General features: G+C 50.3%; 17 protein-coding genes and 3 pseudogenes. 18 read left to right on the forward strand and 2 right to left on the reverse strand.

Going from position 1 to position 18663, the window contains the following annotated elements; translation table 11 throughout:
- Positions 1-54 precede the first annotated feature (54 nt).
- The 8 genes and pseudogenes from miaB to KWG61_RS07070 all read left to right on the forward strand — a co-directional run bounded on the left by miaB (position 55) and on the right by KWG61_RS07070 (position 7380).
- Complete coding sequence (miaB, locus tag KWG61_RS07035; RefSeq protein WP_242745349.1) at positions 55-1224, forward strand: tRNA (N6-isopentenyl adenosine(37)-C2)-methylthiotransferase MiaB; 1170 nt, start codon at positions 55-57, stop codon at positions 1222-1224.
- Between the two features lie 65 nt (positions 1225-1289).
- Positions 1290-1451 carry a TRAM domain-containing protein gene (locus KWG61_RS07040; protein WP_242745591.1) on the forward strand — a complete coding sequence of 54 codons (162 nt, stop codon included), beginning with the start codon at positions 1290-1292 and terminating at the stop codon, positions 1449-1451.
- Between the two features lie 178 nt (positions 1452-1629).
- Entirely contained in the window at positions 1630-3264 is a 1635-nt protein-coding gene (locus KWG61_RS07045) for a ribonuclease J (protein ID WP_256460847.1), read from the forward strand.
- A 305-nt stretch (positions 3265-3569) separates the two neighbouring features.
- Positions 3570-3842, forward strand: a complete 273-nt coding sequence (locus KWG61_RS07050; protein ID WP_242745351.1) for a hypothetical protein — start codon at positions 3570-3572, stop codon at positions 3840-3842.
- Positions 3815-4369, forward strand: a complete 555-nt coding sequence (locus KWG61_RS07055) for a hypothetical protein (RefSeq protein ID WP_242745352.1) — start codon at positions 3815-3817, stop codon at positions 4367-4369. Before KWG61_RS07050 ends, KWG61_RS07055 begins: the two co-directional genes overlap by 28 nt.
- A 291-nt stretch (positions 4370-4660) precedes the next feature.
- Positions 4661-5578, forward strand: coding sequence for a hypothetical protein (locus KWG61_RS07060; RefSeq protein ID WP_242745353.1), 918 nt, complete (start codon positions 4661-4663; stop codon positions 5576-5578).
- Positions 5548-6976 (forward strand): annotated as a pseudogene (locus KWG61_RS07065) (DNA translocase FtsK); the annotation flags it as partial. The gene KWG61_RS07060 and the pseudogene KWG61_RS07065, both read left to right, overlap by 31 nt.
- The gene (locus KWG61_RS07070; RefSeq protein ID WP_230268235.1) at positions 6973-7380 is read left to right on the forward strand and encodes a RidA family protein; all 408 of its coding nucleotides are present in this window, start codon (positions 6973-6975) and stop codon (positions 7378-7380) included. The pseudogene KWG61_RS07065 and the gene KWG61_RS07070, both read left to right, overlap by 4 nt.
- 54 nt (positions 7381-7434) lie before the next feature.
- Here KWG61_RS07070 and KWG61_RS07075 read toward each other — a convergent pair whose 3' ends face one another.
- Positions 7435-7797 carry a hypothetical protein gene (locus KWG61_RS07075; protein ID WP_242745354.1) on the reverse strand — a complete coding sequence of 121 codons (363 nt, stop codon included), beginning with the start codon at positions 7795-7797 and terminating at the stop codon, positions 7435-7437.
- Positions 7798-8599: 802 nt separating this feature from the next.
- Positions 8600-9150, reverse strand: a pseudogene (locus KWG61_RS07080) (NADPH-dependent FMN reductase).
- 519 nt (positions 9151-9669) lie between these two features.
- Here KWG61_RS07080 and parE point away from each other — a divergent pair.
- The 10 genes and pseudogenes from parE to KWG61_RS07135 all read left to right on the forward strand — a co-directional run bounded on the left by parE (position 9670) and on the right by KWG61_RS07135 (position 18411).
- A pseudogene (parE, locus tag KWG61_RS07090) lies at positions 9670-11588 on the forward strand (DNA topoisomerase IV subunit B).
- 113 nt (positions 11589-11701) lie between these two features.
- Entirely contained in the window at positions 11702-13537 is a 1836-nt protein-coding gene (parC, locus tag KWG61_RS07095; protein WP_242745595.1) for a DNA topoisomerase IV subunit A, read from the forward strand.
- A complete protein-coding gene (locus KWG61_RS07100) occupies positions 13521-14096 on the forward strand; it encodes a DNA gyrase C-terminal beta-propeller domain-containing protein (RefSeq protein WP_242745356.1) in 576 nt (191 codons plus the stop codon). The genes parC and KWG61_RS07100 overlap by 17 nt, the downstream gene beginning before the upstream one ends.
- Positions 14097-14467: 371 nt before the next feature.
- Positions 14468-14701: a YneF family protein gene (locus tag KWG61_RS07105; RefSeq protein ID WP_230268240.1), complete on the forward strand. Its 234-nt coding sequence runs from the start codon at positions 14468-14470 to the stop codon at positions 14699-14701.
- Positions 14702-15506: 805 nt separating this feature from the next.
- Positions 15507-15767 carry a hypothetical protein gene (locus tag KWG61_RS07110; protein WP_242745358.1) on the forward strand — a complete coding sequence of 87 codons (261 nt, stop codon included), beginning with the start codon at positions 15507-15509 and terminating at the stop codon, positions 15765-15767.
- Positions 15768-15796: 29 nt separating this feature from the next.
- Positions 15797-16243 (forward strand): hypothetical protein, encoded by a 447-nt coding sequence (locus KWG61_RS07115; RefSeq protein WP_242745360.1) that lies wholly within the window; start codon positions 15797-15799, stop codon positions 16241-16243.
- An 85-nt stretch (positions 16244-16328) separates the two neighbouring features.
- The gene (locus KWG61_RS07120) at positions 16329-16511 is read left to right on the forward strand and encodes a hypothetical protein (RefSeq protein ID WP_242745362.1); all 183 of its coding nucleotides are present in this window, start codon (positions 16329-16331) and stop codon (positions 16509-16511) included.
- 777 nt (positions 16512-17288) lie between these two features.
- Positions 17289-17504, forward strand: coding sequence for a hypothetical protein (locus KWG61_RS07125; RefSeq protein ID WP_242743373.1), 216 nt, complete (start codon positions 17289-17291; stop codon positions 17502-17504).
- Positions 17505-17509: 5 nt separating this feature from the next.
- Positions 17510-17722: a hypothetical protein gene (locus KWG61_RS07130; protein ID WP_242745364.1), complete on the forward strand. Its 213-nt coding sequence runs from the start codon at positions 17510-17512 to the stop codon at positions 17720-17722.
- Positions 17710-18411 (forward strand): transposase, encoded by a 702-nt coding sequence (locus tag KWG61_RS07135; RefSeq protein WP_242744872.1) that lies wholly within the window; start codon positions 17710-17712, stop codon positions 18409-18411. Before KWG61_RS07130 ends, KWG61_RS07135 begins: the two co-directional genes overlap by 13 nt.
- Positions 18412-18663 lie beyond the last annotated feature (252 nt).

An 18663-nucleotide genomic window follows, 5' to 3' on the forward strand; every position in this document is an offset into this window, starting at 1 on the left:
AAAGACAGGAGACTACTGTGAGCATAAAAATTAAACCCGCCTGGCATCTTCCAGATGCTAAAAAGCGGCCAGACGCATCGAAAAAGCTCCCCGACCTATCGTGGCATGGAACTGAGCGATGCCCAGAAGCAGATCGGCCAGAATAAAACGTATTTTATTTCCACCTACGGCTGTCAGGCCAATGAGCGCGACAGCGAAAACCTCGCCGGCATTCTTGAAGCGTGCGGATACACCCCAGCTGCCGATTCGGCGAGCGCGGATCTGATTTTAATGAATACGTGCGGCATTCGGGAAAACGCGGCCAATAACGTTCTTGGCGAAGTCGGCTCGCACAAAAAGCACTTCAAATCCAAGCCGGATACGATCATCGGTGTCTGCGGCTGCATGGTGCAGGAAGAGCAGTTCACCCGCACGCTGCTCGAAAAATACCCGTGGGTTCATCTGATTTTCGGAACCCATAACTTCGCAAACCTTCCCGAATATCTCGAACGCGCCACAAACGGCGAAAAAGTCGTAGAAGTCTACTCGCGCGAAGGCGAAATTTACGAAGACCTTCCCGAACATCGAAGCGGCCGCTACAAAGGCCTCATCAACATCATGTACGGCTGCGACAAGTTCTGTACGTACTGCATCGTACCGTATACGCGCGGCCGTCAGCGCTCCCGCTCGGCTAAGGATATCCTCGCGGAAATCGAAACGCTGAAAAAGCTCGGTTATAAGGAAATCACCCTGCTCGGTCAGAACGTCAATGCCTACGGGAAAGACCTGGATGGGGAAATGGATTTTGCGGGACTTCTCGAAGAAGCCGCCAAAACCGGCATCGAACGCATCCGCTTCATGACCAGCCACCCATGGGATTTCTCGCGAGAAATGATCGATGTCATCGCCCGCTACGATAACCTGCTGCCGTTCATTCATTTGCCTTTGCAGAGTGGCGACGATGAAATTCTGCGCCGCATGGGCCGTCGCTACACATCGAAGGAATACCTGGAACTGTATCAGGACATTAAGAAGAAAATTCCGGATGCGGCCATCTCGACCGATATTATTGTCGGCTTTCCTGGCGAGAGCGAAGAAGCGTTTGAACATACGCTCGATCTCGTACGCGCCTGCCGCTTTGACAACGCCTATACCTTTATTTATTCGCCAAGACCTGGAACGCCGGCCGCTAAGCTCGAAGACGGAACACCGCTTTCCGTCAAAAGGAACGGCTGCAGCGCCTGAACGCGCTCTGGAATGAATTTGCGCTTGAAAACCACCAGAAATACATCGGAAAGACCGTCTCCGTTCTGGTCGACGGCCCGTCGAAAAAGAATCCGAACGTCTTCTCCGGCTACAGCCGTCACGGGATACCTGTAAACTTCTCCGCGGATCAGGCTCAGGAAGGCGATATCGTCGATGTCGTCATCACCGAAGCCCACACCTTCTCGCTCAACGGTCGTAAAGCGTAGGCCAGGACGGCGAATGTTATACTGTAAATAATAGAAAACGTTCAATTTGTACGAAATTTTTAGTATGCGAAAAATTTTCTGCCTCAACCGGCAGGAATCGCGCAATTGCGGAGGTGCCACAATATGGCAGAAGCAGAATTAAAAAGACGAAGTCGTTCGACTGTTTGCGCTGGGCGGGCTGGATGAAGACGGAAAGAACTTGATGGTCATTGAAATCAACGGTGATATGTACATCGTGGAATGCGGCCTGAAATTTCCGAACGATAATGCCAGTCTGGGCGTAGAATGCATCGTCCCCGACTTCTCCTATCTCAAGGAACACGAAAAACAGATCAAAGGCATTCTGATCACCCATGGCCATGACGACGTCATGGGCGCGCTGCCTTATCTTTTAAAAGAAATCAAAGCCGATATTTTCGTCAGCGACTTTACCGGCCGCGTAGTGGAGGAACTGCTGCGCAAAAACAAAATTACCGGCGTCAAGATCAAGACCGTCAAGCGGCAGGATACCCGGACAATCGGCGGAAGACAGGTCGTCTTCTTCCCGATTACCCACTCCTATCCGCAGACGTACGGTTTTGGCATCCGTACCGCCCATGGCTATATCGTCTACTCCGGCGAATTCATCGCCGACTACGACGACATTTCCCAGGCGTACCAGGGCGACTACTCCTTTGCGACCCGTTTTAAAAACGACGGCGTCCTCATCCTCCTGCAGGATTCCAAAGGCGCGGAACATGCCCTTCATACCTCGCCAAATCATCGGGTTACCCCGTATTTTGAAAAGGTACTCGACCAGCATGAAAAACAGCGGATTTTCGTGGAAATTTACACGCAGTCCGTTTACCGCATTCAGGAACTTATCCGCTGCTGCATCGCACGCAAGCGCAAGATGTGCTTCTATTCCGATGAGCTCAAGAAACTGATCGCCGGTCTGGAAAGCATTACCGATGCCGTTCCGTCTGAACTCGTTGTTCCGGTTTCCCAGATCGATCAGTGCGAAGATGTCGTGGTCATCATTTCCGGACAGGGAAGAGCCCTGTTCCAGCTGATGAGCAATATCGCCAACAACGAAGTCGACGATGTCGAATTCCACGATGACGATGTGATCGTCGTTGCTACCCCGCTCGTTCCAGGTGTTGAAAAAGACTTCAAGAGTATGGAAAACGACATTTACAAGCGTCAGGGTACGATCGTGAAAATCGACCGCAACGTTCTGGGCATGCATCCGTCCAAGGAAGATCTGAAGATGGTCATCTTTATGTGTGATCCGAAGTACTACATTCCGATCAAGGGCGCATACCGCATGTTGTGCGCGAACGCGATGCTGGCGGAAGAAATGAACATTCCCGCCGAGCGAATTGTGATTCTCGACAACGGCGAAATCGCCACCTTTATTAACGGCGAACTGCAGCCGGGTCTCGATACGATCGAACTGCACGAAACGCTTGTAGACGGCAACGCCAACTGGGACATGGCCGGCGTCGTTCTGAAAGACCGTGAAATTCTTTCGACCGACGGCGTCATGGTTCTGGCGATCGGTCTCGATTTCCGCACGAAGAAGATTATTAACGGACCGGACATTCAGACCCGCGGCCTCGTCTATGTACGCGATGCCGAGTACCTGACCCGGGAAGTGACCCGGATTATGGAAGACACCATTAAGGAAATGGTCGATGCCCATAAATACGACAATATGGAATGCCGCTCAATCATCCGCGAAAAAGTGGCCCGCTACGTCTTCAAGCAGACCGCAAAGCGCCCGATGATTTTACCGGTTATTCTCGAACTCAACCCCAAAGGAGCCCTTTAGAAAAAGCTGAAATCCAAAGATTTGGCAGATAATCCGAAGGAGTTTTCCCAAGGGATTTACTGAATCAAAACGAATGGAAAGAATGGATTGCGCGCAGGCAGTTTGTGCCGTACGCAATCCGTCTTTTTTCCGCTTTGATTCGTTATAAGATAAATACACTGCATTTACTCCACGCCTTTTTTCCTCAGTCGCAATGCAGGCTGAGGATATACAGAAACAGGGAATCTCTTTTTCAGTTTCAAAAAGAGACGAAAAGGGCAGGGAAAATCGTCCTTATACCAAGAGGACTAAGAAAGGGAGGGACTATGGCTTCAAAAAGAGTGCGTCCAGACGCAGCCCGTCTTCAAAAAACCTCCGCATCGTCTTCCAAGCGACAAACCGGGAAAACGTCTGTGTTTTCTCTGAATACGTTCTGGATCTGCGTACTGATCATCTTCTCGTGGGTGATCTGTACGATGGTTCTGTTTTCCTTAGGCCTGGTCGGCAGCTTTTTGCAGGAAGTGCTTCAGCTGCTGGTCGGCAGCTTCTCCTATGGCCTGCTCATTTTTTCATGGGCTATGGCCTGTACTGGGTCCTGACGCTGGGCAAGAAAAAAGTATCCGTTCGCATGATGGTCGGCTTTGGCTTTCTGGCGGCGTTCTGGATGATGACCAACGGTCTCCAGCAGGTGACCGACACGAACGTTACCCAGCCGTTTTCCATTCTGGTGGCCAGTCTCGGCCAGTTTGGATCGATGAGCTTTACGAGCAGCTGCGGCCTTCTCGGTGCGCTGCTGGCTACCGTGTTTTCCATGTTTTTCTCGCGAACCGGAGCGATGTTCTTTGATTTCGCGTTTCTGATTCTGGGCATTTTACTGATCGGCTGGAACTGGTGGCGTCTGCTGCTGACCGATCGAAAGCCCAAAGAAGATACCGATACGGAAAAAGGATTCCAGGGCGTCCGCCGCACTTCGCTTGGAGGTCTGCTGCGCTGGCCCAAAAGCGATCTCGATGAAGAGGACGTCCCTAAAAGAAGAACCGAAAAAGCGTCCGCCCCGTCAGCCGTATGGACAGGCCCCGCAGCCGGAAACCGTGCAAGCCGATGCTTCCCCAGACGATCTTGTTGAATCGACCCGCCTGCAGGGACAGGGCCAGCCCGATCTGACAGGCGGCTCCCTGACGGAAATTGGCCCAGACGGCTATTCCAATGAAGAGTACGATGAGCAGGATGAGGAAACCATTTCCGATCGTGTTGGTGGCTGGCTCCATCACAGAACGGCTTCCCGTGCCGCTCGTTCAAGAGCCGGAATGGCCAAAAACAAACCGCAGCGAAAAGGCATCGCGGGCTTCTTTGGCCGGATCGCCGATTTTTCTCCAGTCTGCATCACCGCATTCTCGACTGGGTCACCCTTTCGAATGTGGATAAAGACTACGACGAAGAAGGCAATCCGATTCTTCTTCGCTATGACGATCGCAATGACGCGTCCATGCAGGGCCGTCCAATCGACAAGGACGAACTCCAGCGTCTGTATGACGAAAACGGAGAGTACATCGAGAAGGGCAGATCCCATCCCAGCGCCTTTTCCATGAATGGTCTTGTCGAACAGCGTGCGTATTCGGATCTTGTCGCCGACCCGGATTTTGTGGAAGCATCCACTTCGGCCGATCCTGCCCCGGTTCTGGAGATGGCCGAGGAACAGACAAGAGAAACCGACATTCGTCAGGGTCGGCTTCCCAGCCGCGCCGCGCGTCGCCGCCAAAGAGAAGCGGAGATGCGCGCATCCAGTCGGCTCGATGGAACTGCGCAGCCCGTCACAGCGGCAGGACAGCGGACTGGACAGATGGCCGCACAGGCCATGCAGCTTGCCCAGACGGGTCTGAATGCGCAGTCGCAGAGTCAGAATGCGGCCGCAGCGGCACTTGGCGCTGCAGCTGCAGGTGCCGCGGCTGGTGTAACAGCCGGTGCGGGTGGCGCAGCAGCGGCTCAGAGCCAGAACAGTCGTTCCTCCGACTTTTCGGATGAATCGCTTTATGAAGATCCCCGAAACGAGGCCCCATCGGATTTGGCAAATGCCGAAAGACTGCCGCGCCGGCGCAGAACGCGCTCCGTGCAGGAAACGGCGCCCGATCTGAGCAGCTCCGCTGTAAACGGAACGGTCAAAGACATGACCGATCAGCTGGGCGAGGTAAAACCGTCCAGAAAAAAGCGGCAGCTTCCAGCCGCACCCCGTCTTCTCGAGAAAACAAGCCGGTTCGCTACGAAGCCGAACCGCTGGATCTTTCCCCGAAAGCGGACGGCTATGTGCTGCCGCCGATCAGCCTGCTTCAGGAAATGAAGCAAAATCGAAAAGCACTATCAACCAGAAAAGCGCCGCCGAACGCGGGGAAACGCTCATTCGCATCCTGCAGGAATTTGGAGTCGAAGCGAGTCTTGGCGAAATTCATATCGGTCCTTCCGTTACCGAATTTGAAGTCATTCCCGGACAGGGCGTTCGCGTCAACACGTTCGTGAATCTGCAAAACGACATCAAGATGGCGCTGGCTGCTAAGGACATCCGTGTCGAAGCGCCGATCCCCGGCAAGAGCGCGGTGGGTATTGAAGTGCCCAGCGAAGAAAAGACCACCGTCAGCATGCGCGAGCTCATCGCCGGCATTCCCAAATCGGAAGCCTCGCATCCGCTGCTCTTTACGCTCGGCAAGGATCTGATGGGCGAAAACATTTACGGACGACTCGATCGCATGCCGCACCTTCTGATCGCGGGCGCGACCGGTTCCGGTAAGTCCGTCTGCGTCAACTCGATCATCTGTTCGCTGCTCATGCGTACCCATCCCGATGAAGTGAAGCTTCTGCTGATTGACCCGAAAAAGTCGAATTCACGCCTTTTAACGGCATTCCGCATCTGCTCTCGCCGGTTATCACCGATCCGGCGCTCGCTTCGGGCGCGCTCAAAATTATCGTCGACATGATGGATGAGCGCTATTCCCGCTTTGAAGCCGTACGCGTTCGCAACCTGGCCGGCTACAACGAATACGTTCGCCGCAACCCGAAAGAAGAGCTGCAGAAAATGCCGCGCATCGTCGTCATCATCGACGAGCTGGCTGACCTGATGCTTGCCGCCAGCAAGGATGTCGAACAGTCGATCCAGCGCATTACCCAGCTCGCCCGTGCCGCCGGCATTCATCTGATCGTCGCCACACAGCGACCCTCGGTCAACGTCATTACCGGCGTCATCAAAGCCAACATTCCAAGCCGTATCGCCTTCATGGTTTCCTCCCGACCGGACTCCCGGACGATTCTCGACCAGTCCGGCGCCGAGAAACTGCTTGGCTATGGCGACATGCTTTTCCTCGATAACGGCGCCACTTCGCCTAAGCGAATTCAGGGTGTTTTCATCCAGGATCAGGAAGTGGAAGCCATCTGCGACTACGTCCGCCAGCAGGCGCAGCCGGAATATGAGGAAACGTTCCTTCTGCTCAAGGAAACGAAAAACAATCCGATGGATGGCGAATCGTTTGAAGAAGACCCCTTGTATAATGAAATAAGAAATTTCGTTATCGTCAGCAAGAAAGCCAGTACGTCCCTGATCCAGCGGCGCTTTCGCATCGGCTACGCCCGCAGCGCACGCGTCATGGACCAGCTTGAAGCCAACGGCGTGATCGGCCCTTCGCAGGGAAGCCGACCCAGGGAGGTTCTTATCTCCAGCAGCGACGATATGGAGGAGGATTACGAATGAATCTGTTTTTAAAGACCGGCGAACCGATGAGCCAGTACGACTGCGTCTCCAGCATGGTTCAGCTAGGCGATTTCTTCTACCTTTCCGGTCAGATCGGAAAAGGATCCACGTTCCACGACCAGTGCGTTTCCGCCTGCTATGCGGTGACCGATGTCCTGCACCAGTTCGATCTGCGTTTTGATCACATTCTGAAATTCACCGTCTATCTGGTTGACATCGAACTGCGCGACAAGTTCCTGGAAGTCTTCAGCAATTTCGTCGATCAGCCTTACCCGGCGCTGACCTTCGTCGAATCGCCTCATCTTCCCGACGATGCCATGGTCTGCATCGACGGCTGCGGCGTAAACACGCTCCGTCATGAAAGAAGCATGTCCGACGCATACTGCGAAGACTGCGACGAATAAAGCATCAAAATAAATTTATACGCCTGAACCAAAATCCGCTCCGTACGCTTTCGCTCAAGTCCCTCCAGCAGGAGGCCATCGCGAAAGCGGATCCGGCAGCGGTTTTTTGTGCGTCCCCGACGGCTCGAGACTGAGAATGTTCGCCAGGCTGCAGTAGATCCGTTTCGGATCCTTTTGCGGCAGCAGCGGTACCCATACTTCGAGCGGCGAGAGAGAAACCAGAATCGGCAGAAACTTACGAGCGCTAAGATAAAATGCGGCGGCTTCCTTTCGTCCCTGCAGAGAACTGCCCGCCTGCAGACAGCGCGCATCCAGCCAGGCGTTTATCGTCGACGCCTTTTCCCGCACCACCTGATCCTGAAAATGAAGAAGCAGGCAGGAATGGAGGTAGTCGTACTCGATATAGTCGGCAAGCAAAGCAGGGGACGTCTTTGTCGAAACGTCCGGCCAAGGATCAACAAGACGGTAATTACCGTCCAAGCCGGACGGAGGGAAGCCGGCTTTGGCCGGTACGAATACTGAAGAACGAAAGACAGGCGACTTTCCCGAATGCCGGCACCACCGGAAGCATTCGAAACGCCAGAAACACCAGAAAGGTCTGATCCAGAGGCCGAGGAGGCTTCGAGAGAAGCGAAAGCATTCGAATTCCGTTCAGATGAAGATCCAAAGAGATTCGGAATGCGCAGATGCAGAGTGCGTTCGGATCCGCCTGGACCGTTCGGGCCGTCCGGACGGTCCAGATCAAAATTCCCATGCAGAAAAACGGGAGGAAAGGAAGGCTCCAGGTCAGATCCGCCATAGCCTTCCACAGCCGGATCGTTCAGCATCATGGCCTCATCCGAATCCGACGATAAAGAATCGGGAAAAGATAAATTCAAATGGGATATGGATTCTTTCATAGCCTTGAGTGTGTCAGATAAGGATGCTTAAGACGTGACTTTTTGAAAACGTACGAAATCGCAAAGAAAAAGAGGCCGAAGCCTCTTTGAAAAATCGTAAATTGAAAGCTGCAGGCAAAAATCTGGAATTCTTATAAGAGCAGATTTGAATGCCTGCCGACAAAAGAAGGTCGAAACGCAATCCGATTTCGATTCCAATCCGTATCGCAGAAAGAAATCGCGGTAAGAAGAAATCGCGGTAGAAAAGGATCTAAGCCGTTTGAAACCGGACGGATATGAACTGGAGGTCGAAGCGATCCTTTCAGGATTCGAAAACCGGATCAGCCTTTGAGCCAGACGATGAATTCTCTGGCCTGAGAAGCGATGGCATCGGCTACGCCGTCTGGATCGGTAAACGAATCGGTGCTGAACTCTTCTGGAGTTAAGGCCAGACCGTATTCTTCCGGGCAGACTTTGACACCAAGCCGTTTGAGCAGAATGGCGAGCTGTTCGCGCGAGCCTTTGGCCGCCATACGGCCGCCGGCGCCGCTGATGGCCGCAGACTTTCCATAAAGAACGGAAGAAGCGCGCGTATAATCGGGAGCGGTCGGACGGCTCATCCAGTCGAGCAGGTTTTTGAGGACGCCTGTAATCATGCCGTTGTATTCCGGAGTAAAGAACCAGAGTCCGTCGGCTTCGCGAATTTCCTGACGAATGCGGGATACGCTTTCGAGTTCCGGGGCTTCGAGATCCTGATTGAACAGGGAAGATCGCCATAGGGAAGGATGCTGGCTTTGATGTCCATAGCCTCCAGCGCCTTTTTGGCGTCCTGAGCGAGTTCCATGTTGAACGATGTACTGCGAAGGGATCCGCAGATGAGCAGAATTTTCATGTTGAAATTCCTCACTTTCAAGAAAGAAGTTTCTTCTGTCTTCTATTATTGCATGGCTGAATGCGCGAGCAGGGTATGCATCGACCGACAATCTCAGATTGGAAAGAATGCGCGAAGTATGGTAAGAAAGTATTTATGTCCAAAGGGAAAAAGGAGCGCAGAGGATGCGCACGTAGTAAGCCCGAACGCAAGACTGGAAGCCGCGGCTGAGCGGACGAATCGGTTATCAGGTGCGGTAAACATTTGGAATATCCTTTGTCGCAAGCCTATACGAAGAAGTTTTTTAAAAGACTCTGGGTGGAAAGAATGAAAAATATTGTTTACAATACATGCCTTTGGCATCGCCTCATTCCGGATCCATTTTTTGAATGGGATACGGGAACATTCGATGGAATCGTTCAAGATATACCCAGCGCGTTCCAGTCGAAAATAAAATATTGAGACAAAAAACCAAACCTACCATTTGGCCGGTATACAACCGGCTTTCATAAAGCAGAACTAGAAAAAGGGAGGAAGACTATGGCACAGACGCAATACGATGAAAATTCAATTGTCATTCTGGAAGGTCTTGATGCCGTTCGAAAAAGACCAGGCATGTATATCGGTTCGACGGATCGTCGGGGCCTTCATCATCTGGTCTGGGAAATTCTCGACAACTCCATTGACGAAGCCCTCAACGGCTTTGGAAACGAAATCATTGTGACCCTGAACAAGGACGGCTCCTGCAGCGTGGAAGACTTTGGACGCGGCATGCCGGTAGGCAAGCACAAATCCGGCAAGTCCGCTCTGGAGGTCATCTTTACCGTGCTCCATGCGGGCGGCAAGTTTTCGGATTCTTCCTATAAGGCTTCCGGCGGTCTTCACGGCGTCGGCGCGAGTGTAGTCAACGCGCTGTGCTCCTGGGTCAAAGTCGAAGTTAAGGACGGAAAGAACATTTACGAACTCGATTTCTCAAACGGCGGCCGTCATGTTGGCGAACTGAAAGTCATCGGCAAGACGAAGCAGACCGGATCGAAAGTAACGTTTCTTCCGGATCCGACGATTTTTAAGGAAAACCGTTTTTCCTACTCCCGCATTAAGGAGAGGGTACAGGAAGACGCGTTCCTGTTAAAAGGACTGAAAATCCGTCTGATCGATAAGCGCGAAAACCCGAAAGAAGACGAATTCGTCTACGAAGACGGACTTAAGGCGTTCGTCGAAGAGCTCGACGTCGATCACGATCCGATTTCGCCGGTCGTTTCCTTTGAAGGCGAATCCGGAGGCATCAAAGTGCAGGCCGCATTCCAGTACGTCGATACGTATCAGGAAAACATGCTTTCGTTTGCGAACATCGTTCGCACCCGCGATGGCGGAAGCCATGAAACCGGCGCAAGACAGGCACTGACCCGCGTGTTCAACGACTACGCGCGAAAAGTCGGCCTGTTAAAGGAAAAAGACAAATCCATGGAAGGCTCGGACATTCGAGAAGGACTGACCTTTGTCCTGCATACGGCTATTCCGGAAACGCTGCTTCAGTTTGAAGGGCAGACCAAGGAAAAACTGGGAACTCCGCAGGCCAAAGGTGCGGTCGACGCGATCGTCAGTGAAAACCTGCGCTACTTCCTCGAAGAAAACACCGATACCGCCGCTACGCTCATCCGCAAGATGATCAAGGCCGGTGCGGCACGAAGAGCGGCGCGCGAAGCGCGTGAAAAAGCCCGCAAGGGAAAAGGAAAAATCGTTCGGAACAGATTATTTCCGGAAAGCTCGTGCATGCCCAGTCCAAAGATGCAAGACGCAAGGAACTGTATCTGGTCGAAGGCGATTCCGCCGGCGGTTCGGCCAAGCAGGGACGGGACTCGAAATATCAGGCCATTTTGCCGCTTCGAGGCAAAGTGCTCAATACCGAGCATGCCACGCTGGAACAGGTAGAGAAAAACGAAGAGCTCAACACCATCATTCATACTCTTGACGCAGGTGTAGGCAGCAGCTTCGATGCCGAAGATTCCAACTACCATAAAGTCATTATCATGACCGATGCCGACGATGACGGCGCGCACATTCAGAACCTGCTTCTGACGTTTTTCTATCGATTCATGCGCCCGCTCATCGAAGCCGGCATGTTATATATCGCCCTTCCGCCTCTGTATCGCATCGCGAAAAAGGATGAAGAGTACTATTTGTATTCCAACGAAGAGCTGGAAGAAATGAAAGCCAAATTCAAAACCGGCTATCACATCAGCCGGTATAAGGGTCTTGGTGAAATGAACGCATCCCAGCTCTGGGATACGACCATGAACCCCGAAACCCGAACCTTGCTGCGTGTTACGCTCGAAGACGGCCGCCTGGCCGAAAAGCGCGTAAGCGAACTGATGGGCGACCGTGCGGATCTGAGAAGGCAGTGGATCGAAGACAACGTCGTCTTCACTTTGGAAGATGACTTTAAGGAAGGAGAATAGCGGATGCCAAGAAAGAAAAAGCAGCGGACGTACAGCCCGTTGAGCCAAAAGTCGTCGACTCGGCGCTTGAAGAAATTCTGGCCGACCGCTTTTCGCGCTATTCCAAGTACATCATTCAGGAACGCGCCCTTCCAGACGCCCGCGACGGACTGAAACCCGTACAGCGCCGTATTCTCTGGGCGATGGAAGAAGACGGCAACACTTACAACAAGCCGTATCGCAAATCCGCGAAAACCGTCGGTAACGTCATCGGTAACTATCACCCGCACGGCGACACGTCCGTATACGATGCCATCGTGCGCATGTCTCAGGATTGGAAGTCGGCGCTTCCGCTGATCGACATGCAGGGAAACAACGGTTCGATTGACGACGACCCCGCAGCCGCTATGCGTTACACGGAAGCCAGACTGTCTAAAATCGCCGGCTATCTCATGCAGGACATCGACCGGGAAACCGTCGACTGGTCGCCAAACTTTTCCGATGAAAAAATGGAGCCGACCGTTCTTCCGGCAAGATATCCGAATCTGCTCATCAATGGTATTACCGGTATTGCGGCCGGCTATGCGACTTCCATTCCGCCTCACAACTTTGACGAAGTCATTCAGGCCTCGATTTATCGTATCGACCATCCCGATTCGACGACGAAGGACTTAATGCAGTATGTGAAAGGGCCGGACTTTCCAACCGGCGGCATCATCATGGGCAAGGACGGCATTTTTCAGGCGCTCGATACCGGACGCGGCAAAGTCGTCATTCGCTCCAAAGCTGAAATCGTCGAAAGCAAGACGATCAACCAGATCGTCATTACTGAAATTCCGTATGAAGTAGTCAAGATCAATCTCGTAAAGCGGATCGATGAAATCCGTCTGAATGCCAAAGTCAGCGGCATGCTCGATGTCCGCGACGAAAGCGACCGGAAGGGACTTCGCATTGTCATCGACCTGAAAAAGGAAGCCAATGCGCAGGCCATTCTCAACTACCTGTATAAAAACACCGATCTGCAGATCAACTACCATTACAACGTCATCGCGATCGTCAACCGGACGCCAAAACAGCTCTCGCTGGGGGACATGCTGGACGCGTTTCTCGAACACCGTGAAGACGTCGTCATCAAGCGGACCCGTTTTGATCTGCGCAAGAAAAACGAGCGGATGCACATCGTTGAAGGTCTGATCAAGGCCCTCTCGATTCTCGATGAAGTCATCGCGACCATCCGCGCGTCCAAAGGAAAAGCCGATTCGAGAGCGAACATCATGAACAAGTTCGGCTTTAGCGAAGCGCAGGCCGAAGCCATCGTTACCATGCAGCTGTATCGCCTGTCCTCGACCGACGTCAAGGATCTCAAAAGCGAGTTCAGCCGCCTGAAAAAGGAAATCCGCGACCTCGAAAAGATTCTTAAGGATCCGAATGCCCGCAAGGAGCTGATGAAAGCCGAACTTCATGAACTCGAAGAAGAGTTTGTCATGCCGCGCCGCTCGCAGCTCGTCGAAGAAGTCGAAGATATCGTCATCAACGAAACCGACATGATCGCCGATGAACAGGTTGTCGCCATGATCAGCAGCCAGGGCTATTTCAAGCGCGTCCCGCTGCGCTCGTACGCCTCCAGCGACCAGAACAATCCGGCGCTGAAGGAAGGGGATCATCTCGAATACGTCGATCAGATTTCGACGCTCGACTCTCTGCTTTTCTTCACCAGCAAAGGCCGCATGGGTCTGATCCCGGTTTATCTGCTTGAAGAGAAAAAGTGGAAAGATCTGGGCGTTCACTATTCCTCCATGTACAAGACCGAAGTCAACGAGCGCATTTGCGCCGTCTATGCGATCCATGGAAAACCGCAGAACACCGATCTGATCATGATCTCCAAAACGGACAGATCCGCCGCTCCCATTTCGATTGTGCGACACTCCCTCCAAGGGAAGACTCGTAAGCACCATGGGACTTGGCGTTAACGATGAACTCGTCGAAGTGCTCGCCTCCGGCAAAGATGACGATGAAATTCTGATCGTCACCCGCCTGGGCAATGGCGTACGTCTGGAAACCAGTCAGATTCCCGTCGCCAAAGGCAAATCCAAAGGCGTACGCGCCCTTCGCCTGCAAAACGAAGACAGCGTGCTTGGCATGGGCCTGATGGATCAGAGTGATCTCGTCATCGAAAACAGTCAGGGCGAATTCAAGCGCATCGCGCTCGATCAGATCAATGCCTATAACCGCCCGTCCAAAGGCGATACCTTATTCCGAATCATCAAATCCAAACCCGTATCCGTGGAAGCTTTCCAGATCGTTTCCGCATCCGATCTTCTGCGCTTTGAAGGCATGCAGAGCGAACCCGTTGCGGTTCGTCTGCTTACCCGCAAGCCGCTCTCTTCCGGCTGGGCGTCTTCGCCTAAGCTCGATGAGCCAAAACCGCTTATCCGTCCCAATCGAAAACTCGAAAGCGGGACTCGCAAAGATGAAGAAGATACTGCAGACGAGAAACCGCAGCTTTCTCTCTTCGACAGTGTGGAGTAGAAGCCAGGCAGCTTAGCAAGGGCTGAACAGAACTGAATAGGACTGAATCGAACAGAATACAGTCGATCTAAACAGGTCCACAGTACACAGTACACAGGCAAAAAATCGGAATATCCCCCAGCAATCCGTTCAGAAAGGAACACTTTATTCCCGAATGGGTTGATCCAGGACAGATCGAAGTCGAATCCAGTCTGAAACGCCTGTTGATTAGATCTGTTACAAACCCAAACAAAAATCCAGTTCAGCCCCGTCTCTTTCACCCGCAGTCAGGCTGCAGAAGGCCATGACGATTCTCATGAAAGGCCATGAAAGAAAATTGAGGATATCCCTGGATTTGTGTAAAATATCAAGAGAAAAGAGGAGCGATACAAATGGACAATCTCTGGTCTTCTATCCTGTATGCGCTGGTTGGTGCATTAATCGGTGCAGTCATTACTTTCTTCCTGACCAAGCGCAAGTTTGAAAAGGACCTGAAAGAAAACCCGCCAATCAATGAGAAAATGATCCGTGCCATGTACCTTCAGATGGGAAGAAAACCTTCTGAAGCTCAGGTTCGCCAGATCATGAAAACTCTCAACCAAGGTAACGGGAAGAAAAAGAAGTAACAGAATTCAGACGAATTTATTTTCAGGAGATCTTCGGATCTCCTTTTTCTTTGGCAGGAAAACGTGTCGATGCGGCAGGAAGCAAGATTCAAAAATATACGGACGACGCAATACGCTCTGCTGTACAACCGCCTGTGCTCTCCCGTCTACACTCTTTCCGTAAAAAGCGAACGCTTCAAGCTTACTTCAATCCTCTCAAAAAAGGGGGAGAGTATGGGCTGGACAAGCAAATCGCTGAGACTGGATCGGCTATGCTATATCCGATAGAAATCCGGCAATAGGACATACAGTCAGGCAGAAAGCAAAAGGAATAACTCCACATTTCAAGACATAATGATCAATAAATTTGTCAAAAATAACCAGATTCATTTTGTTTTATCCTATGTGATTATTTTTTTGAGTATGATTGTTTTAACTGCAGAATCCCGTTGAAATTTTCAAACAGACAGAACTTGGCCTGTTTTTGGGAGGTCAGGTATTCGTTTCCCGTCGGACAGTAACTTTCTCAGGCAGCTCAAATACTCTCGAAAGACAACACAGGACTCCTTTTCAGTTTGCCACGTGAAAACGGGTCGGGCAGGTTTTCTTCTCAAAAGAAAACGATGAGTTGAGTGCAGATCTTTGACATGACCTTGAGGGGAGCAGGGAATGATCAAAACAGCCCTTCTGAAAATGGATGAAACTAGAAGATCTATAGCCGCTGTTTCGAAGGGCGGATAGTCAAGACTGGGCTGTTTCTTGATTGCAGCCTGAATCCAAAATGGTTATCGGGTTTGAAGAATGGGGATAAGAAGGAGAAAACAGGATGAAAAAAGCATTAGTACTGCTACTGCCGGCGTTCATCATCGCAGGCTGCTCATCAGGAGAAGAAATGACGCTCCATCTCAGCTATGGAGATCGGACCGGCGTTTATTCTGGCGATATGAAAGATGGAATCCCAGATGGACAAGGGAAATTTACTTCGAAAAATGATGAAGGAGAAAGCTGGACCTATACAGGTACATTTAAGGACGGACATTTCGAAGGAGACGGTGAAACTGTCTGGAAAAGCGGGGAAGAGAAGTAGGTACTTATGAGAATGACGTACTGGTACCTATGGAAGGCGATGAACTTAACGGTCTTTTCACAAAGACAGAAGACTACGTTGACCATTGCATTAAGATGAAAGCACAGTGCTTCACCAGTCCAGAAAAAGATGAGGACGGAAATTATATTGTTCAGGCGCATCCGATTATTGATGATGAGACTGCTGCCAATGATCTCTTATGGCTGTACGTGCCAGCCGGGGAATTTTCCATCAAGGCGGACAGTTATTTTGAATTTACCGGAAAGGTAGCTGATGAGGGAGAATCTCAAAATAACTTTGGATCGACGCTGACCGCTCCTGCCGTTGCGGTTACGGATTATCAGATTCTTGACTATAAAGACGCTTTATCTCCAACAGAAGTTGAGTTAAATCCAAACATGACTCAAAACCAGAACGGATTAGAAATTACTGTCCATAAGGTCGAATTTTCAAAAAGGAAACCAGAGTCTATTTGACGGTAAAAACACGACTCAGGATAGTTGGGGCGTATACGGAATATCCGCGAAAATCGTCCAGGACGGAAAACAATACGAAGAGGAAATGAATTATAATGCGGATTATGAAGAACTCCCCTATGATATTTTGCCTGGTGTAAGTGCAACCGGCATTATCAGCTATCCGGCTGTAGAACGAAAAGATTTCACATTTGTTATCGATACCTTTTCGGATAACTATGACGTTGGAGAAAAGACTTTCAGATTTGATATTAAATATACAAAATAAGTTATAGATATTCTTAAGTGAACTCGTCATTTAATCCAATCCATGCTCTGCCTGGCATTAGAGCCCAAATCCGTTTGCTTGATTTGGGCTTTTGCTTAGAGTTTTCGCAGTTGAATATTGTTTATAGCTTGGATCAAAATATAAAACCAGATTTTTTAAACTGCTTCTGGGGATAATTCCATTGACTAAACTGTGTGTTTGACTGATATCTAAAAATCTGTACGAATTTAGGGGTACAGTTTACTAGAACTTTCCCAATGAGCTTAACTATACAAATCGCTCGTTTTTGAAATTTCATCCCATCAGAGAGCCTTTTTCCGAGGCTCTCTTTTAATTTTCCCTGGCTCAATGACCATAACTACGATTAACGAGCTTTATTAAGCAAAATTATAAATCAATTCGATTCTGAGAAATTTCATTTTGAATATAAAAATCCTCCCTGTATAGGTCATTTAATGGTATAATAATGATAGAATTACACTATACAAAAAAGGAGCCGAAAATGTCTGTCCCAGCTGATATCCGGGCCGTCGCCCGTCCCAAAAATACGATTGTTTACGCTTATGGAAAAAAGATCGATACGCTGTCAAACAGCGAGTCGGCTGTATTCGCAAGAATGGCCATTGTTATCCAGTCGATGGTCCTACTATCGGCCACATCATTAATGGCAAATTCGTACCTCTTGAAGAACCGACTTCTCCAGCGGTTCATACATCTAAGACAGTTCTTAAAGACTGGGCCAATGTTGAGCTCTGTTACAGGCAGTCCGCTGAATTGATGGAAGAACTGCTTCAGGTCTATAACCGTCAGGACGCCGATAAGATTCTGTGCATGGCCATTCTTCGCGTCTGCTATCCGCATATCAAAGACTGCGAACTCAAAGAGAGTTACGATGAGTCGTTTCTGACGGAGCTGATGCCAGAAACCGCGATGAGCAAGAATACGATCAGTACATTTCAAAAGATCTTGGTAAAACATGCAACCGAATTCTGAAGTTCATGAAAAACCGGGCAGCCAAAGTTGGGATTGATGATCATCTTCTGATCGATGGAACACTGAAGTCGAACGACTCCAGACAAAACACGCTCTCGGAGTTTTCCAGAAAGGCCAGACTGAAAGGAAGACGGGATATTTCCGTACTTTATGCATTTGATCTGGAAAAATGGAGCCCATCTGTTCGCAGTGCTTTCCCGGCAATATGCTCGATCTGACATCCTATGACAGTTTTGTGAAACAGAACGGTATTCAAAGCGGAATTATGGTTGGTGATAAAGGGTTTCCCGTCAAATCGATCGAAGAAGTCCTTAAAGACTGCCCGCAGCTTCATTACTTCAACCCGCTTCATCGGAATGCCAAGCTTGCCTTCGATCATGAGATGTATAACTTCGAGGGCGTGATCGAAGGCTGCTGCGGCTTTCTTGGGCAGATGGAACCGATTCAGTTTAAGAAAGAGAAGCTGTCCAATAAGGGAAAATGGCTCTACAGTTTCCGTGATCCGAGAAGAGCGGCTCAGGAGGAGACGGACTGGCTGGATAAGCATCGTAAAGATAAGTACGATTTCGAAGAATACGAAAAGAAAAAGCGTACATTTGGAACAGTGGTCTTTGAATCAGATGTCGATCTGTCTCCGGAAGATGCCTGGAAGACCTATAGTTATCGCTGGCAAATCGAGATCGTTATGCGGTACTACAAGAACGCCCTCGGCTTTGATGTAACCAGAGTCCATGATGACTACTCAGTGATCGGCAGCGAATTCATTGATTTTCTGTCGACCGTCATCACGTTCAGACTTTTGAACCTGTTCGACGAAAAAGGCCTCCTTGAGGACATGAGCTATAAGAAAATCATGCATATCCTGCAAAGAGGCAAAAGAATAAAAATGATAATGAGTGGGAACTGATCAAGATGAATCCTGGTCAGATAGAAATTCTTCAAAAACTGGATCTGATTCCACGACCAGATCCAGTAGACCAGCCCAAAAGGAAACGTGGTCGTCCACGCAAAAATCCGACCGTATAGTTTAGCTGATTGGGAAAGTTCTAGTTTACGACTGGACCAGTTTTCAATTGACAAAAATAAGTCAGTAGAATTTACATATACAGAACCTGGATCAGAACAATTCTGTACAGTTTTTCTTGCGTTCTAATGTCTT

It is taken from the genome of Allobaculum sp. Allo2 (genome assembly GCF_022701175.1).
Lineage (GTDB): Bacteria > Bacillota_I > Bacilli_A > Erysipelotrichales > Erysipelotrichaceae > Allobaculum > Allobaculum fili.

Excerpts from the sequence above, each read along its gene's own strand:
- miaB (WP_242745349.1), top strand. The coding sequence starts at position 55 with ATGCTAAAAAGCGGCCAGACGCATCGAAAAAGCTCCCCGACCTATCGT.
- KWG61_RS07055 (WP_242745352.1), top strand. The coding sequence starts at position 3,815 with ATGGGCTATGGCCTGTACTGGGTCCTGACGCTGGGCAAGAAAAAAGTA.
- KWG61_RS07070 (WP_230268235.1), top strand. The coding sequence starts at position 6,973 with ATGAATCTGTTTTTAAAGACCGGCGAACCGATGAGCCAGTACGACTGC.
- KWG61_RS07100 (WP_242745356.1), top strand. The coding sequence starts at position 13,521 with ATGGGACTTGGCGTTAACGATGAACTCGTCGAAGTGCTCGCCTCCGGC.
- KWG61_RS07110 (WP_242745358.1), top strand. The coding sequence starts at position 15,507 with ATGAAAAAAGCATTAGTACTGCTACTGCCGGCGTTCATCATCGCAGGC.
- KWG61_RS07125 (WP_242743373.1), top strand. The coding sequence starts at position 17,289 with ATGGAAGAACTGCTTCAGGTCTATAACCGTCAGGACGCCGATAAGATT.
- KWG61_RS07105 (WP_230268240.1), top strand. The coding sequence starts at position 14,468 with ATGGACAATCTCTGGTCTTCTATCCTGTATGCGCTGGTTGGTGCATTA.
- KWG61_RS07130 (WP_242745364.1), top strand. The coding sequence starts at position 17,510 with ATGAAAAACCGGGCAGCCAAAGTTGGGATTGATGATCATCTTCTGATC.
- KWG61_RS07115 (WP_242745360.1), top strand. The coding sequence starts at position 15,797 with ATGGAAGGCGATGAACTTAACGGTCTTTTCACAAAGACAGAAGACTAC.
- KWG61_RS07120 (WP_242745362.1), top strand. The coding sequence starts at position 16,329 with ATGAATTATAATGCGGATTATGAAGAACTCCCCTATGATATTTTGCCT.
- KWG61_RS07050 (WP_242745351.1), top strand. The coding sequence starts at position 3,570 with ATGGCTTCAAAAAGAGTGCGTCCAGACGCAGCCCGTCTTCAAAAAACC.
- KWG61_RS07135 (WP_242744872.1), top strand. The coding sequence starts at position 17,710 with ATGCTCGATCTGACATCCTATGACAGTTTTGTGAAACAGAACGGTATT.